The sequence below is a fragment of the Streptomyces sp. W1SF4 genome (genome assembly GCF_003950035.1).
Taxonomy (GTDB): Bacteria; Actinomycetota; Actinomycetes; order Streptomycetales; family Streptomycetaceae; genus Streptomyces; species Streptomyces racemochromogenes.
This window is the reverse complement of the sequence record NZ_CP034350.1, coordinates 3,824,686-3,839,609: the sequence shown is the minus strand read 5'-3', so window position 1 is coordinate 3,839,609 and position 14,924 is coordinate 3,824,686. Positions and strand designations below refer to the sequence as shown.

The window sequence follows — 14,924 nt, the reverse complement described above, 5'->3', positions numbered from 1 at the left end:
GCGTGACAAGGGGGTCAGGCGCGTGTTTCACGTGAAACATCAGCCGTCGGCCCGTGTCCGTGCGGATGGAGGGTGAGCGGCCAGGCGAGGAGTCCGACGGCGAGCGAGACGGCGTGGCCGAGGTCGGTGAAGGTGCCGCCGGTGAGCAGCGGCAGCCCGAAGAAGGCGACCGCGCCAAGGAGGTAGAACCATCTCCAGGGGTTCGGGAGCCGGTAGGTCAGTACTCCGATGGAGGCCGCCAGCCCGTAACTGACGCCGATGTCGACGACGTGGGTCATGCTGTGCGGCGCACGGTTGTCCTGGATGGCCATGAGGAGCACCTTCTGGCTCAGGAGGGTGGCGCCGACATGCGCGGTCGCGACGATCAGGAGCCAGCGCAGGGTGCCGAGCCAACGCTCCACGGGGGCGTGGAAGAACTCGAAGAGCACGGCGTACAGGGCGAGCGAGGCGGGGTTCTCGATCCAGAAGGCACTGCTGAGCAAGGCCCGGACGGGGTACTTGACCAGCTGGTGGATGTTGCTGCTGTTGCGGTGGAGCAGCACGTGGTCGAGCCGGTCCGGGGAGATCGCGACGACGAGGCTGGTGACGGCGACGATCAGCAGCCATATGTGCGTGCCGGGCGAGGAGCGTATCCAGGACCGCAAGGGCCTGGACGGCTCAGGCTCGGGATGCTGGATCATGCACCGATGATGCCCCGCAAAGCTGTGCCCCGCCTGGCCGATGGGCCGGGCGGGGCACGGTCGCGGATGCCGGCGCCGGGGTCCTACTCCTCGCCGGCGAGGGTGAGGCGGCGCAGCTTCTGGCCCGCGTACACGGTGGCGCCGACGGTGACCGCGATGAGCAGGGCCACGGCGGTGGGCAGGCCGACGCTGGCGTCGACGTACCCCTGGCCGGCGACCTTCTCGGCCAGGGCCAGGGCCCACTGCTGGACGCTGAGCGTCTTGGCTCCGGAGACCAGGCTGCCGAAGAGGGACTCCCAGATGAGAGCGTAGACCAGCCCGAAGACGACCGCGTGCCGGCTGACCGTGCCCAGCAGCAGGAACAGGGCGCTGTAGGCGATCGAGGCGACGAGGGCGGCCACGGTGTAGGCGACGGCGATCTGCTGGCCGTTGCCGTTGAGGATGAAGCCCGCGATCAGGGTGGGGATCGCGGAGAAGGCCATCGTGACCGCGATCGCGACGATCAGCTTGGTCATGATGATCGTCGGACGCTTCACGGGCTTGGAGAGCAGGTAGACGATCGAGCCGTCGTCGATCTCGGGTCCGATGGCGCCGGTGCCGGCGATGACGCCGATCAGCGGGACCATCGTCGCGAGGGCGAAGCCGCCGAGGAGGTCGGCCGCCACCTTGTCGTCCACGCCGGTGAAGAAGCGGACGGCGAGGGCGATGACGATCAGCAGGGCGGGGAGCGCGAAGAGGATCAGCGCGCGGCGCCTGCCGAGCAGGGCCCGGTAGGTGAGCCGGGCGACGGTGGGGTTGTACATGGGTGCCAGCTCCTTCAGGCCGCGACGAGGTAGGAGAAGACCGACTCGAGGGACTCGTCGGAGGGGGAGACCGTCAGCAGCCGGATGCCGTGGTCGCGGGCGACGCGCGGCAGCAGCTCCGTGAAACGCCCGAAGTCGACGGCCTGGATGCGCAGCGCGCCTTCCTGGAGGTCGACCTCGATGCCTGCCGTGGAAGGGTCGGCGATCAGGGCCGCGGCGAGGGCCCGGTCGTCGGAGGAGCGGACCAGGTAACGGTGCGGGCGGTCCGTCATCAGGCGGCGGATCTTGCGGAAGTCGCCGGACGCCGCGTGCCGGCCGGCGACGACCACCTCGATGTGGGAGGCGAGCTGTTCGACCTCCTCCAGGATGTGGGAGGAGAACAGGACGGTGCGGCCCTCGTCGCCCATCCGCCGCAGCAGGTCCATGAGCTGCATGCGCTGGCGCGGGTCCATGCCGTTGAACGGCTCGTCGAGGAGGAGCACGGACGGCTCGTGGACCAGGGCGGAGGCCATCTTCACGCGCTGGCGCATGCCCTTGGAGTACGTGGCGATCTTGCGGTCCTGGGCGTACTCCATCTCGACCGTGGCGAGCGCCCGCTGGGCCGCCGCGTCGTCGAGCCCGTGGAGCTCGGCGTTGGCCACGACGAACTCCCGGCCGGTGAGGAAGTCGTACATGGCCTCGCGCTCGGGCACGACGCCGATCTGCTTGTAGACCTGCTCGTTGCGCCAGATCGGCGTGCCGTCGAGGGTGACGGTGCCCGTGGAGGGGGCGAGGAAGCCGCCCATCATGTTGATGAGGGTGGACTTGCCGGCGCCGTTGGGGCCGAGGAGTCCGGTGACGCCGGGACCGATGCGCATGGTCACGTCGTTGACGGCGACGACGTTCCCGAACCAGCGGGAGGTGTGGTCGATGTCGATGATGGTCACAGCCCGGCCTTCCGGTAGCGGGCCATCAGGGCGGCGTAGGAGCCGGCGATGAGGCCGAGTACGACGAGCAGATACACCACTCCGGTGCCGGCGGAGGGGCCCTCGCCGCCCGGGAAGGCGGAGGTGGCGCCGAGGAAGGCGGTCTGCACCCCGTCGATCAGCGAGATCGGGGAGAACAGGCCCATCCACTCGATGGCCCCGGTGTTCCCGGTGGAGTAGGCGACGGCCTGGATGGTGGAGACGGCTCCGTAGGGGATGAGCAGCAGGGCGATGACGGCCGCCACGCCGAAGCCGCGGCGCGGGGTGAGGGCGGCCATGACGAGGCCGAGGCCTGCGAAGAGGAGCGAAAGCAGCAGTACCGACACCAGTCCCTGCCCGAATCCCTTGGTCTGGTGACCGAAGTCGAACTTGGCCAGCAGCGAGCCGATCCACATGATCAGCAGCGGCGTGGCGGTGAGGATGAAGAGGGCCGAGGCCATGGCGGCGTACTTGGCCAGGACGTAGTCGACCCGCTCGATGGGCCGCGAGAAGTACAGCGGCACGGTCTTGAAGCGCAGGTCGCGCGAGACCGACTGGGGCGCCTGCGAAGCGAGGTAGAGGCCGATGATCACCTGAGTGGTGAGGGCGTACGTCGTGTACTTGATCGGCAGGTCGCTGGAGCCGGGGACGGCGATGGCCACCGCGACGATGATCAGCGCGGGGACGCACATCACCGCGAAGAGGATCATCGGCAGCACCTTGGACTTGGCGGAGCGGCCGAGCCCGTACGCACCCCGCAGCGACTGCGAGAACAGCGAGGTGCGGGCGTAGCCGCGGCCGAGCCGGGGGCCGTCGTAGGACCGGTAGCCGATGTTGTGGATCTGGGTCGAGGTCTCAGGCGCCATCGGGGCCGGCTCCCTTCGGGTGGGCGGTCGACGAGGGCCGGTCGCTGTCGCGGAAGACCTCGGCGATATGGTGGCGGCGCTGCTCCATGCGGACCAGGCCGAGGCCGAGGCCGGCGACGGTGTCGCGGACGGTGTCGTAGGTCTCCTCGCCGGTGGCCTCGACGAGGAGGATGTGGCCGGCGCCGGGCAGGCCCTGCTCCTCGCCCTCGTGCAGGGTGATGCCCGCACCGGTGAGCGCCTTGCGCAGGGCGGCGGTGCCGTCCGGGTACGCGTCGGAGTCGGTGACCTCGACCGCGAGGGTGGTCGTGGTCTGGGTGAAGTCGCTGGTGGAGCTGGAGCGCAGCAGCTTGCCGCCGTCGACGACGACCACGTGGTCGCAGGTCCGCTCCAGCTCTCCGAGGAGGTGGGAGGTGACCAGGACCGAGATGCCGAAGTCGGTGTGGACGCGGCGGATCAGGCCGAGCATCTCGTCGCGGCCGACCGGGTCGAGGCCGTTGGTCGGCTCGTCGAGGAGGACCAGCTGCGGATCGTGGACCAGCGCCTGGGCGAGCTTGACCCGCTGCTTCATGCCGGTGGAGTAGCCGCCGATGGGGCGGTAGCGCTCCTCGTACAGGCCGACGTGGCGCAGGGTGTCGGCGGTGCGCTCGCGGGCGGCGGTCGGCGGGAGGCCGGACATCCGCGCCATGTGGACGACGAACTCGGTGGCCGAGACGTCGGGTGGCAGGGCGTCGTGTTCGGGCATGTAGCCGACCCGTTCGCGGATGGCGCTGCCATGCGTGGCGACGTCCAGTCCGAGCACGGCGGCACGCCCCTCGGTGGCGGGGGACAGTCCGAGCAGGATCTTGATCAGCGTGGACTTGCCGGCTCCGTTGGCGCCCACGAGGCCGGTCACGCCGGGCCCGATGTCCAGGGAGAGCCGGTCGAGGGCGGTCACTCGGGGGTACCGCTTGCTCAGGCTTTCGGTCGCGATGACAGTCACGGCTTCGACGTTAGTGCCGAGGGGGCGGCCGATCGTCAGACCTGGAGCGGGATCGTGTATCCGCCTTGAGGACTACGGACCCTGACGGAAGGCTGATGCCGCCGAAGTTTGTCCACAGGTCTGTGCAGGGGCCTTGACGTGATCTCCGGCCATTGTCACATTCATCAGTGGCAGGTTTCGGGAGCGTTGGGCGACAGGGACGGACGGCCGGCATGACTGGGGACACCAAGCAGCGCACCGCGCACGACTCCGGGCAGCTTTCCGCCGGGCTGCGCGGGTTCAGGGAGGTCCAGCGGCTCGCGTACGAGTGCGCGGAGACCGTGGCGGCGCAGCTGCGCCCGGGAGTGACCGAACGCGAGGCGGCGCGGATGCAGCGCGACTGGCTGCGCGAGCGCGGGGTGCGGGACTGGTTCCACCTGCCCTTCGCGTGGTTCGGGGACCGTACCGCCTTCGCGAACTTCAAGATCCCCCTCCAGTTCTTCCCGACCTCGCGGCGGCTGGAGCCGGGGATGCCGTTCATCCTCGACATGGCGCCGGTGTACCGGGGCTACGCGGCCGACATCGGCTACTCCGGCAGCCTCGGGCTCAACCCGGTGCAGGACCGGCTGATGTCGGACCTCCGGCCGCACCGCGAGCTGATCCTGGAGCAGGTGCGCGAGCGCCGGCCGCTGCGGGAGATCTACGAGAACGTCGAGCGGCTGATGACCCGCCAGGGGTACGCCAACCGGCACCGGGCCTACCCCTTCGGCGTCATCGCGCACAAGATAGACCGGGTCAAGGAGCGCCGCTGGTCCCCGACCGCGTTCGGCTTCGGCACCCAGTCCCTCAAGGGGCTGGCCTCCGACGCCCTGCACGGGCACCGGGAGGGCTGGTCTCCGCTGTGGAGTCCGTACCACTTCTCCGACCATCCGCCGCAGCCCGGTCTGTGGGCGGTGGAGCCGCACCTGGGCTTCCGGGGCACCGGCGCGAAGTTCGAGGAGATCCTGGTCGTCACCGACTCCCGGGACCCCGAGGAGAGCGCGTTCTGGCTGGACGACGACCTGCCGCACGTGCGGCGCTGGGCTGAGGAGAAGGCGGCATGAGCGGGATGAGCGGCACGGGTCTGCAGGGCGCGCGCGAACGCCGGGTGAGCACCGGCGGGATCGAGCTGTGCGTCGTCGAGCTCGGCGAGACGGGCCGGCCGACCGTACTGCTGGTGCACGGGTACCCGGACAGCAAGGAGGTCTGGTCGGAGGTCGCCCAGCGGCTCGCGGACCGGTTCCACGTGGTCCTCTACGACGTACGCGGCCACGGGCGCTCCTCGGCTCCGGTGCCGCTGCGCGGGGGCTTCACCCTGGAGAAGCTGACCGACGACTTCCTGGCCGTGGCGGACGCGGTCAGCCCGGACCGTCCGGTGCACCTGGTGGGCCACGACTGGGGCTCCGTGCAGGGCTGGGAGTTCGCGACGGTGGCCCGCACCGAGGGGCGGATCGCCTCCTTCACCTCCATGTCGGGGCCGTCCCTCGACCACTTCGGGCACTGGATCAAGCAGCGGATGAGGCGGCCCTCCCCGCGCCGGGCCGCCCAGTTGCTGGGCCAGGGCGTCCGGTCCTGGTACGTGGGGATGCTGCACACTCCCGTGCTGCCGGAGCTGGCCTGGCGCGGCCCGCTCGGCAAGCGCTGGCCCAAGCTCATGGAGCGCAGCGAGGGGATCCCGGTCGGCGGGTACCCGACGGCCTCACTGCCCTCCGACGCCGCGCACGGCGCCTGGCTCTACCGGGACAACGTGCGGGCCCGGCTGAGTCGGCCCCGTCCCGACGCGTACGCGCACGTGCCGGTACAGCTGATCGTCCCGACCGGGGACGTCTTCCTGTCCGAGCGGCTCTACGACGACGTGGAGCGCTGGGCGCCGGGACTGGTGCGGCGGACCCTGCCCGCGAAGCACTGGATCCCCAGGACCCGGCCGGACCAGGTGGCGGCGTGGATCGCCGACTTCGTCACGGCCCGTGAGGAGCCTGCCGCGCGGGCGCCGGAGCAGCGCGCCCCGGGCAAGTACGCGGACCGGTTCGGGGGCCAGCTGGTGCTGGTCACCGGCGCCGCCAGCGGGATCGGGCGGGCCACGGCCTTCGCGTTCGCCGAGGCGGGGGCGCGGGTCGTGGCGGTGGACCGGGACGGCGAGGGCGCGGCGCGCACGGCCGAGATGGCGCGGCTCGTCGGCGCCCCGGAGGCCTGGGGCGAGTGCGTCGACGTCAGTGACGAGCCGGCGATGGAGAAGCTCGCGGCGAAGGTCGCCGCCGAGTACGGGATCGTCGACGTACTGGTCAACAACGCCGGGATCGGCCTGTCGGGGTCCTTCCTGGAGACCGGATCCGAGGACTGGAAGAAGGTCCTGGACGTCAACCTGTGGGGAGTCGTCCACGGCTGCCGGGTCTTCGGGAGGCAGATGGCCGAGCGCGGGCAGGGCGGCCACATCGTCAACACCGCCTCCGCGGCCGCCTACCTGCCCTCCCGGACGCTGCCCGCGTACAGCACCTCGAAGGCAGCGGTGCTGATGCTGAGCGAGTGCCTGCGCGCGGAGCTGGCGTCCAAGTCGATCGGGGTCTCGGCGATCTGCCCGGGCATCGTCAACACCAACATCACGGCCACCTCGCGGTTCGCCGGGGTGGACGCGGCCGAGGAGAAGCGCCGCCAGGAGCGCTCCTCGCGGTTGTACGGGCTGCGCAACTTCCCCCCGGAGAAGGTGGCGGACGCGATCCTGCTGGCCGTGGTGAAGAACCGGGCGGTGGTCCCGGTGACGCCCGAGTCCAAGGCCGCCCTGTGGATGTCCCGCTACGCGCCGAACGCCCTGCGACGGATCGCGCGGCTGGAGCCCCGGCTGTGATGCCGTGCGACGGTGTGCGCGGCACGGCCATACCCGGCTCCTGCCCGCGGTCGTACCATCCCTCGCAGGAGGGCTCGCTGCTCGAGGCGGTCGAGTACCTGGCGGCGTCTCCTGCCGCCCGGACCGCGGCGGGCGCGGTCGGCCGAGCCGCCATGTCGTAGGGAGCCGGGATTGTCCGATCAGGCGGTAGCCGAGTACAGGATCGAGGATCTGGCCCACCACAGCGGGGCGACGGTGCGCACGATCCGCGCGTACCAGGACCGCGGCCTGCTGCCGAAGCCGGAGCGGCGGGGCCGGTCCAACGTCTACCGGGAGACGCACCTGGCGCGCCTGCGCCAGATCGCGGACCTCCTGGACCGCGGCTACACCCTGGCCTCTATCAAGGAGCTGTTGGAGGCCTGGGACGCGGGGCGCGGACTGGGCGGCGTACTCGGTCTGGTGGCCGAGGTGCACGGGCCCTGGACCGACGAGGAGGCCGACCGGATCAGCCGGGAGGACCTCAACGCGCGGTTCGGCGGCCTGCCCGACGACGACGCGGTGGACGAGGCCTGTGAGCTGGGGGTGCTGGAACGGATCCCCGGCCGCCCGGACGAGTTCCTCGTGCCCTCGCCGCAGGAGCTGGCCGTCGCGGCCGAGCTGTACGCGGCGGGGGTTCCGCTGGGGGCGATCACGGGGCACCTGCGCGAGCTGCGCGGGCAGGTGGAGCACATCGCCTCGCGCTTCCTGGAGTTCACCACCGAGCACGTCTTCGCCCGCTACCTCGGGCAGGTGCCGCCGACCGATTCGGACGCGGCCGAGGCGGCGACGATGGTGCGCAGGCTGCGCCCGCTGGCCCAGCAGACGGTGGACGCCGAGCTGGCCCGGGCGATGCGGCTGTTCGCGACCCGGCACCTCCAGCGGCATCTGGGCGCGCCCGGTGCGGCGCAGCCGGCGGGCCCCGCCCCGGTGGCCCTGCCCGCCGGGACGGTACGGGCGGTGCAGGAGCTGGTGGGGCCGGAGCACGTGGCGGAGTTCGTCCGGGCCGCGACGGAGCGGGAGCTCCAGGCCCGGACGATGAACGATCTGGCGAGCCGGCGCGGCCGGTAATGCTCGATCGGTAGTCCACAGGGGGTCCCCGGGGCGAATCGCTCAGATGTCGCCGAAACCCTCCGAAACGGCTGTGGACAACTCCCGTCCGCCTGTGGGCAACACGGGTTACCGGCTAGACGATGGCTTCGAACGTCGAGCCGGTGCGGGGGATATCGGCCACCGCTGCCTCGGTCCCCTGCTGTCCGGAGCGCGGTGCGGTCGTGCCGTCGGCACGGCGCTCGCGGCCGTAGAGGAGGACGGCCAGGGCGAGTCCGAGGACGCCGCCGAGCAGTTGCGCCGCGACGAACCCGGGCAGTGACTGCGGTGCGATGCCGGTGAAGGAGTCGCTGAAGGCCCGCCCGATGGTGCCGGCGGGGTTGGCGAAGGACCCCGACGAGGTGAACCAGATCGCGGCGGCGATGTACGCGGCCACCGCGGCCGGGACCAGCCTGGGCCGGCCGATACGGCCGAGGCCCTGGATGACCAGGACCAGTCCGGCGGTGGCGACGATCTCGCCGATCAGCAGGTGGCCCCCGTCGCGAACCTGGGTGGAGAAGGTTCCCGGGGTGCGGCCGAACATCGTCTCCGCCAGTACGGCGCCGCCGATGGCGCCGGTGGTCTGGGCGGCGGCGTACGCGAAGGCCTCGCGCGCGTCGAGTCCCTCGCCGCCGGTGCGCCGGGCCCACCAGGCGGTGAGGGTGACGACCGGGTTGAGGTGGGCCCCGGAGAGAGGGCCGAACAGGGTGATGATCAGGCCGAGGCCGATCGCGGAGGCGAGCGAATTGGCGACGAGGGCGACACCGGTGTCGCGGCTGAGGTTCGCGGCCTGGATGCCCGAGCCGATCACCACCACGAGCAGGCCTGCGGTGCCGATGAGCTCGGCAGCCACACGCCGAAGCAGTGAAGCCTTATTTGTCATAGTTTCTCCCTCTGATAAGTCGTGATGCGGAAAATGTATTCCGTATATTGGAAAAACGATAGAGGGGTGTCGCGTCCGTCCGAGGGGCGGAAAATCGCTGCCGCGGCCCCCCGCGAGCCGTCAAGCTGGGCACATGGATGACCGACGCACCGTGAAGGTGTCCAAATACGTCTCGAAACACCTCCGGCACCAGCCGGAACGGATCGGACTGGTGCTCGACCCCCAGGGCTGGGTGGAGATCGACGATCTCCTGCGGGCCGCCGCGGACCATGGATTCCCGTTCAGCAGGGCCGAACTCGACCACGTGGTCGCCGCCAACGACAAACAGCGGTTCGCCGTCGACGGCACCCGCATCCGGGCCAGCCAGGGCCACACCGTCGCCGTGGACCTGGGCCTTCCGGAGGCCGAACCGCCCGCGTACCTCTACCACGGCACCGTGGCCGCGGCCCTCGACGCGATCCGCATCGAGGGCCTGCGCCCCATGGCCCGCCACCACGTACACCTGTCGCCGGACCGCGAGACGGCGACCCGGGTCGGCGCGCGCCGGGGCCGGCCGGTGGTCCTCGCCGTGGACGCGGCGGCGATGCGCGCGGCCGGGCACGTGTTCCGGGTCAGCGCCAACGGGGTGTGGCTGGCGGACGCCGTACCGCCGCAATTCCTCCGCTTCCGGTGACCGTCGGAAGGCCCCGGCCGGGAACGCCGGCCGGGACGGAATTCACGGAGTGATTGTCGGATCGTCCACCTACTCTGTTCCTCGTTCCGGGATCAGTGAGGGGGGTACCTCGCGATGCCGACCGACCACGCGAGCAAGCGAGCTGATGCCTGATGACATCCGTGTCCCCGTCCCCGTCCGAATTCCCCGTCGAATCCGCGGCCGACGGCGCGGTCAACAACTTCCAGGTCGATCTGCGCGGCCTGGTCGACCTGCTCTCCCACCACCTCTATTCCAGCCCCCGCGTCTACGTGCGCGAACTCCTCCAGAACGCCGTGGACGCCGTGACCGCCCGTCACGCGCACGAACCCGGCGCGGAGGTGCGCATCCGCCTGTCCGCGACCGCCGGCCGCATCACCATCGAGGACTCCGGCATCGGCCTGACGGCCGCCGAGGCCCACTCCCTCCTCGCCACCATCGGCCGCAGCTCCAAGCGCCGCGGCGAAGGCGCCTCCGCCGCCGAACTCCAGGGCCTGGAGAACACCCGTCAGCAGTTCCTCGGCCAGTTCGGCATCGGGCTGCTCGCCTGCTTCGTCGTCGCCCGGCAGATCAGGGTCGTCACCCGGTCCTCCCGCGACCCCCAGGCCGCACCCGTCGAGTGGCTGGCCACGGACGACGGCTCGTACACCGTGCGCGAACTGCCCCACGACGCCCGTCCCGAGCCCGGCACCACCGTCCACCTCGAAGCCCGCCCCGGCGCCGAGGAGTGGACCGAGCCCGCCCGCGTCGAGCGCCTCGCCCGCGACTACGGCTCCCTGCTCCCCTACCCGATCACCTTCGACGACGGCCTCGGCGGCCCTCCCCGGCCCGTCACCGACCGGCCCGCCGTATGGGACCGGCCCCACCCCACCCCGGCCGCCCGGCGCGTCGCGCTCGCCGGACACTGCGCGCAGCTCTTCGGCTTCACCCCGCTCGACAGCATCGACCTCGACCTGCCGGTGGCCGGGGTGCGCGGAGTCGCGTACGTACTTCCCGAACCCACCAGCCCCGCCCACCGGGCCGGCCACCGCGTCCACCTCAAGGGCATGCTGCTCACCGACCAGGCCGACAACCTGCTGCCGGACTGGGCCTTCTTCGTCCGCGCCGTGCTCGACACCGACACCCTGCGGCCCACCGCCTCCCGCGAGAACCTGTACGACGACGAGACGCTCGCCGCCGTACGCGAAGCCCTCGGCGCCCGCATCCGGTCCTGGCTGGCGGAGCTCGCGGCAAGCGAACCGGACCGTCTGGCCGCGTTCCTGAGCGTCCACCACCTCGGCGTGAAGTCCCTCGCCCGGCACGACGCGGAACTGCTCGGCCTGATGCTGCCGTGGCTGCCGTTCGAAACCAGCGACGGATCGATGAACCTGGAGGAGTTCACGGCGGCCCACGCCGAGATCCACTTCACGCGCACCGTCGAGGAGTTCCGGCAGATCGCCCCGATCGCGGCGGCCCACGGCCTCGGCGTCGTCAACGCCGGCTACACCTACGACGCCGACCTGCTGGCCCTGCTGCCCTCCGTACGCCCCGACCTGAAGGTCACCGAGCTGGACGCGGGAGCCGTCACCGACCGCCTCGACCCGGTCCCCACCGCCGTCGAACTCTCCCTCGCCGCGTTCCTCTCCACCGCCCGCACCCGGCTGGAGCCCCAGAGCTGCGACGTGGTGCTGCGCGCCTTCCAGCCCGTGGCCGTCCCCGCGCTCTACCTCGACGACCGCCAGGCCCGCCAGGAGCGGGACCGGACCGCCGCACTCGAATCCGCCGACTCCCTGTGGAGCGGCATCCTCGGCTCCCTGCGCGGCTCCGGCCCGCGCGCCCGCCTCGTCCTCAACCACAACAACCCGCTGATCCGGCGGATCGCGGGCCTCCCCGACCCGACGCTCGCCGGCACCGCCGTCGAATCGCTGTACGGCCAGGCGCTGCTGATGTCCCAGCGGCCGCTGCGCCCTGCCGATTCTGCCCTGCTCAACCGGGCCTTCCTCGGGCTCCTGGAATGGGCGACCCATCCCGTCAACAGCTCGGACACCCCGACCGCCACCTCCGAGGAGGACGAGAAGTGAGCACCCTGACCCCCGACGAGATCCGGCGCGCCCTGCACGAGAACCGGGACCTGCCCCACGGCGCCGCGCGCAACGCCCAGGCCGAGGCGCTGACCGCCGCCGCCGAGGTCTGCGGTGACACCGGCGTGTACCGGGCGGCCCTGATCAACCAGATCGACTCCTACGAGTACAGCGCCGAGCGGAGCCGCATGGTGGTCCCCTTCGCCCGCCTGCTCCAGGAGTACGACCGCGACCCGTCGGCGTTCGGCCCGGGTGACGCCCACTCCCTCTTCTGGCGCTTCAAGTGGGTGTCGGGCCAGATCATCAGCTCCCCCGACGTGCCGATCTCCTCCGTCACCGGTTACCTCGACGACATGGAGAAGCGCTACCGGATCGCCGGCTACAGCGAGCGGGCGGTACGCCAGTCCGAGTACTTCCTCGCCGACGCCGTCGGAGACGACGAGCGCGCCGAGCGGGCCATGGCGCAGTGGCGCGCGGCCGACCGCGACGAGATGAGCGACTGCCACGCCTGCGAGACCAACTCCCAGGGCGTCTTCTGGGCGACCAAGGGCGAGGACGCCAAGGCCATCGAGGTCTGGGAGCCCGTGCTGACCGGCGAGCAGACCTGCATGGAGGAACCGCACCGGGTGCTCGCCCGGTCGCTGCTCCCCCTGCTGCGCCTCGGCCGCACCGACGAGGCCCGCTCCCACCACCTGCGCGGCTACCGGATGGCCCGGGGCAAGGAGAGCCTGCTGCGGGCGATCGGCCAGCACATCGAGTTCTGCGCACTCACCGGCAACGAGGCGCGCGGGGTGGAGATCCTCGCCGAGCACGGGGCGCACCTGCGGCCGCTCGTGGACGTCAAGACGCAGCTGGACTTCTTCGCCGGGGTCCTGGTCCTGCTCCGCCGGCTGATCGAGCTCGGCCACGGCGGCGACCCGACGGTGCCGTACGAGGGCTCCGCGCACACCGTCGAGGAGCTGCACGGCGTGCTGCGCGCCGAGGTCCTGGACATCGCCCGGCGGTTCGACATGCGCAACGGCACCACCCGGGTCTCCGAGCGGCTGACGGAGCGGCTCTTGCGGGCCCCGCTGGCCGACACGCTGCCGCTCGGCGTGCGCAGCGCCGCGCTGCCGCAGCCGGCCGGGACGGCCCCGGCGGCGGCACCCGCGCCCGTGCCCGTCGGCGCCGCCGAGTTCAGCGTGCTCGTGGAGCAGGCCCGCGACGCCCGCGAGACGGGCCACCCGGCCGCGGACCGGCTCTGGGCGGAGGTCGCCGTACGGGTCTCCGTGCTGCCGGAACCGGAGGTGCACCCGCTGCTGCTCGCCGAGGTCGCCGACCACCGGGCCCTGACGGCCGCGCGGGCCGGCGCCCCGGACGCGGCGGAGCTGCTGACCGCCGTCCGCGACGGCTACCGGGCGCTGGGGCGGGCCGAGCGCGCCGCCCTGGCCGAGCTGCGGCTGGCGAGCGCGGCCGCGCAGGCCGGGGCCGCGCCGGAGGAGGTCCGCGCGCTGCTGGCGGCGGGGCTGCGCGCCGCCGAGGCGCTGGACGCGGCGGAGCCGCTGCGGGCCCGCCGGATCGCCGTCGCGGAGCTGTCCGCGCTGCGGCTGGAGCCGTACCTGCGCTCGGCGGAGGCCGCGCGGGACCACGCCGACGAGAACGAGCACGGTCACGGCCATGACCACGAGCACGACCACGGGCTGCTGGTGGCCGAGCTCTCCTCCTTCGTCTCCTCCTACGGGCAGGCCCTCCCGGACCTGGCGTCCGAGGCCGAGGAGCTGCTGGGCCGGCTGGCCCTCTCCCAGGGCGACACCGAATCGGCCCTGGAGCTGCTGGCCTCCGCCGCCGACCGCGCGGTCCAGGCGGGCCGGCCGTGGCAGGCGGCGGACCCCCTCGTCCTGCGGGCCGGGGTGCTGCTCTCGCTGGGACGGCCCGAGGAGGCCGAGGCGGCCGCACGGTCCGGTCTGGAGCACTCCGCCGAGGTGACCGACCCCGAGGAGCAGGGCCTCGTACGCCTCACCCTCGCGGACGTCCTGCTCCGCGGGCGGGGCGCGGTGGCGGAGGCCGCCGAGCACGCCCTCGCGGCGGCGCACTGGTTCGACCAGGCGGGGCTGGCCGCCGACGGCGGGGCCCAGGCCCGGCTGATGCTGGCCCAGGCCTACGCCCGGGACGGCCGCACCGCCGACGCCGCGGAGGTGCTGCAGTCGGCGCTGCCGGACCTGCTGGAGCACGGCGAGGGGCAGGCCGTGTCGGCGCGGGACTTCCTGGGGAACCTGCTGCGCGACCTGCGCGAGTCCCGGGGCGCCGCGGAGCAGTTCCTGCTCGCCGCCGACCTGGTCAAGGACTGGGAGGACCCCCGGCCGCAGGCGGGCTTCGCGCAGGCGGCCGCCGACTGCCTCTCCGACGCCGGCCACGCCGATGAGGCGGTCGCCGCCTACCGGCGCGCTCTGGAGCTGCGCCGGCTGACCGGTGACGCGGTGGTCTCCGAGGTCAGGATCCTTCGTTCGCTGGCCTGGCTGGGGATGCGCGAGGAGGTCACCGAGGAGACCGTGGCAGCGGCCCGGGTCCTGATGGACGAGGCTGCCGGCGTCCTGGATGCGGCCCTGAAGGCCGGTGACGCCGAGGACCCGGAGCTGCTCTCCGAACTGGCACAGACCTGGCACCAGCTGGCCCAGGTGCTGGACCGGCTGGTGAGCTCCCGGGCCCCGGAGGGGGCCGGCCAGTCCCAGGACGGGGTCGTCCTGAGCGCCGCCGCCGTCGAGGACCTGAGGCTGGAGGAGATCCGGCTGTGGGAGCGCGCGGCCGAGCTGTACGCGGGGCTGGGGCCGGAACACCTCCAGGACCGCTTCCAGTGCGTGAACAACGCGGCGTGGACCGATCACGAGCTGGGCCGCCCGGATGCGGGCGCGGCCAGGGTGTCGGCGCTGCTGGAGGAGGTCGAGTCACTCCCCGAGGGCACGGCTCCCGAGTGGGTGGTCCCTCAGGCGCGACGGATCATCACGAACCTGACGGCCTGAGGTTCTGAGCGTGTGACCGGCTGAGCTCCTGAGCGCCCGGCCGGCCCCTGCCGGCTCC

12 protein-coding genes and 1 pseudogene are annotated in these 14,924 nt (G+C 72.3%); 7 read left to right on the top strand and 6 right to left on the bottom strand.

The genetic code is table 11. The features are described from left to right. Nucleotides 1-14 precede the first annotated feature (14 nt). The 5 genes from D1J60_RS17870 to D1J60_RS17850 all read right to left on the bottom strand — a co-directional run bounded on the left by D1J60_RS17870 (nucleotide 15) and on the right by D1J60_RS17850 (nucleotide 4,272). On the bottom strand, nucleotides 15-680 hold the full coding sequence (locus D1J60_RS17870) for a rhomboid-like protein (RefSeq protein ID WP_125821762.1): 666 nt from the start codon (nucleotides 678-680) through the stop codon (nucleotides 15-17). A gap of 83 nt (nucleotides 681-763) precedes the next feature. Next, entirely contained in the window at nucleotides 764-1,483 is a 720-nt protein-coding gene (locus D1J60_RS17865) for an ABC transporter permease subunit (protein ID WP_125594073.1), read from the bottom strand. A 14-nt stretch (nucleotides 1,484-1,497) separates the two neighbouring features. Beyond that, nucleotides 1,498-2,409 (bottom strand): ABC transporter ATP-binding protein, encoded by a 912-nt coding sequence (locus tag D1J60_RS17860; RefSeq protein ID WP_125594074.1) that lies wholly within the window; start codon nucleotides 2,407-2,409, stop codon nucleotides 1,498-1,500. Continuing rightward, nucleotides 2,406-3,293 carry an ABC transporter permease subunit gene (locus D1J60_RS17855; protein ID WP_125594075.1) on the bottom strand — a complete coding sequence of 296 codons (888 nt, stop codon included), beginning with the start codon at nucleotides 3,291-3,293 and terminating at the stop codon, nucleotides 2,406-2,408. The genes D1J60_RS17860 and D1J60_RS17855 overlap by 4 nt, the downstream gene beginning before the upstream one ends. Continuing rightward, nucleotides 3,283-4,272: an ABC transporter ATP-binding protein gene (locus tag D1J60_RS17850; protein WP_125594076.1), complete on the bottom strand. Its 990-nt coding sequence runs from the start codon at nucleotides 4,270-4,272 to the stop codon at nucleotides 3,283-3,285. Before D1J60_RS17850 ends, D1J60_RS17855 begins: the two co-directional genes overlap by 11 nt. A gap of 212 nt (nucleotides 4,273-4,484) precedes the next feature. Here D1J60_RS17850 and D1J60_RS17845 point away from each other — a divergent pair, with 212 nt between their 5' ends. From D1J60_RS17845 to D1J60_RS17835, 4 genes and pseudogenes are all read left to right on the top strand, one after another. Further along, the gene (locus tag D1J60_RS17845) at nucleotides 4,485-5,354 is read left to right on the top strand and encodes a M24 family metallopeptidase (RefSeq protein ID WP_125821761.1); all 870 of its coding nucleotides are present in this window, start codon (nucleotides 4,485-4,487) and stop codon (nucleotides 5,352-5,354) included. A 5-nt stretch (nucleotides 5,355-5,359) separates the two neighbouring features. Next, complete coding sequence (locus D1J60_RS17840) at nucleotides 5,360-7,132, top strand: SDR family oxidoreductase (RefSeq protein ID WP_125594114.1); 1,773 nt, start codon at nucleotides 5,360-5,362, stop codon at nucleotides 7,130-7,132. 47 nt (nucleotides 7,133-7,179) lie between these two features. Next, nucleotides 7,180-7,293 (top strand): annotated as a pseudogene (locus D1J60_RS38855) (metal-dependent hydrolase); the annotation flags it as partial. Between the two features lie 10 nt (nucleotides 7,294-7,303). After that, nucleotides 7,304-8,218, top strand: a complete 915-nt coding sequence (locus D1J60_RS17835; RefSeq protein ID WP_125821760.1) for a MerR family transcriptional regulator — start codon at nucleotides 7,304-7,306, stop codon at nucleotides 8,216-8,218. A 115-nt stretch (nucleotides 8,219-8,333) separates the two neighbouring features. On the opposite strand, the gene D1J60_RS17830 is transcribed toward D1J60_RS17835, so the two are convergent. Further along, entirely contained in the window at nucleotides 8,334-9,119 is a 786-nt protein-coding gene (locus D1J60_RS17830; RefSeq protein WP_125594079.1) for an aquaporin, read from the bottom strand. Nucleotides 9,120-9,252: 133 nt separating this feature from the next. Here D1J60_RS17830 and D1J60_RS17825 point away from each other — a divergent pair, with 133 nt between their 5' ends. The 3 genes from D1J60_RS17825 (at nucleotide 9,253) to D1J60_RS17815 (ending at nucleotide 14,866) form a co-directional block, all read left to right on the top strand. Next, complete coding sequence (locus D1J60_RS17825) at nucleotides 9,253-9,792, top strand: RNA 2'-phosphotransferase (RefSeq protein ID WP_125821759.1); 540 nt, start codon at nucleotides 9,253-9,255, stop codon at nucleotides 9,790-9,792. A gap of 152 nt (nucleotides 9,793-9,944) precedes the next feature. Further along, nucleotides 9,945-11,870, top strand: a complete 1,926-nt coding sequence (locus tag D1J60_RS17820) for an HSP90 family protein (protein ID WP_125821758.1) — start codon at nucleotides 9,945-9,947, stop codon at nucleotides 11,868-11,870. Beyond that, nucleotides 11,867-14,866 (top strand): tetratricopeptide repeat protein, encoded by a 3,000-nt coding sequence (locus tag D1J60_RS17815; protein WP_125821757.1) that lies wholly within the window; start codon nucleotides 11,867-11,869, stop codon nucleotides 14,864-14,866. Before D1J60_RS17820 ends, D1J60_RS17815 begins: the two co-directional genes overlap by 4 nt. Nucleotides 14,867-14,924: the final 58 nt, after the last annotated feature.

Bases quoted from the DNA above. Each gene is read 5' to 3' on its own strand.
- D1J60_RS17870 (WP_125821762.1), bottom strand. From the start codon at position 680: ATGATCCAGCATCCCGAGCCTGAGCCGTCCAGGCCCTTGCGGTCCTGG.
- D1J60_RS17865 (WP_125594073.1), bottom strand. From the start codon at position 1,483: ATGTACAACCCCACCGTCGCCCGGCTCACCTACCGGGCCCTGCTCGGC.
- D1J60_RS17855 (WP_125594075.1), bottom strand. From the start codon at position 3,293: ATGGCGCCTGAGACCTCGACCCAGATCCACAACATCGGCTACCGGTCC.
- D1J60_RS17845 (WP_125821761.1), top strand. From the start codon at position 4,485: ATGACTGGGGACACCAAGCAGCGCACCGCGCACGACTCCGGGCAGCTT.
- D1J60_RS17840 (WP_125594114.1), top strand. From the start codon at position 5,360: ATGAGCGGCACGGGTCTGCAGGGCGCGCGCGAACGCCGGGTGAGCACC.
- D1J60_RS17830 (WP_125594079.1), bottom strand. From the start codon at position 9,119: ATGACAAATAAGGCTTCACTGCTTCGGCGTGTGGCTGCCGAGCTCATC.
- D1J60_RS17825 (WP_125821759.1), top strand. From the start codon at position 9,253: ATGGATGACCGACGCACCGTGAAGGTGTCCAAATACGTCTCGAAACAC.
- D1J60_RS17820 (WP_125821758.1), top strand. From the start codon at position 9,945: ATGACATCCGTGTCCCCGTCCCCGTCCGAATTCCCCGTCGAATCCGCG.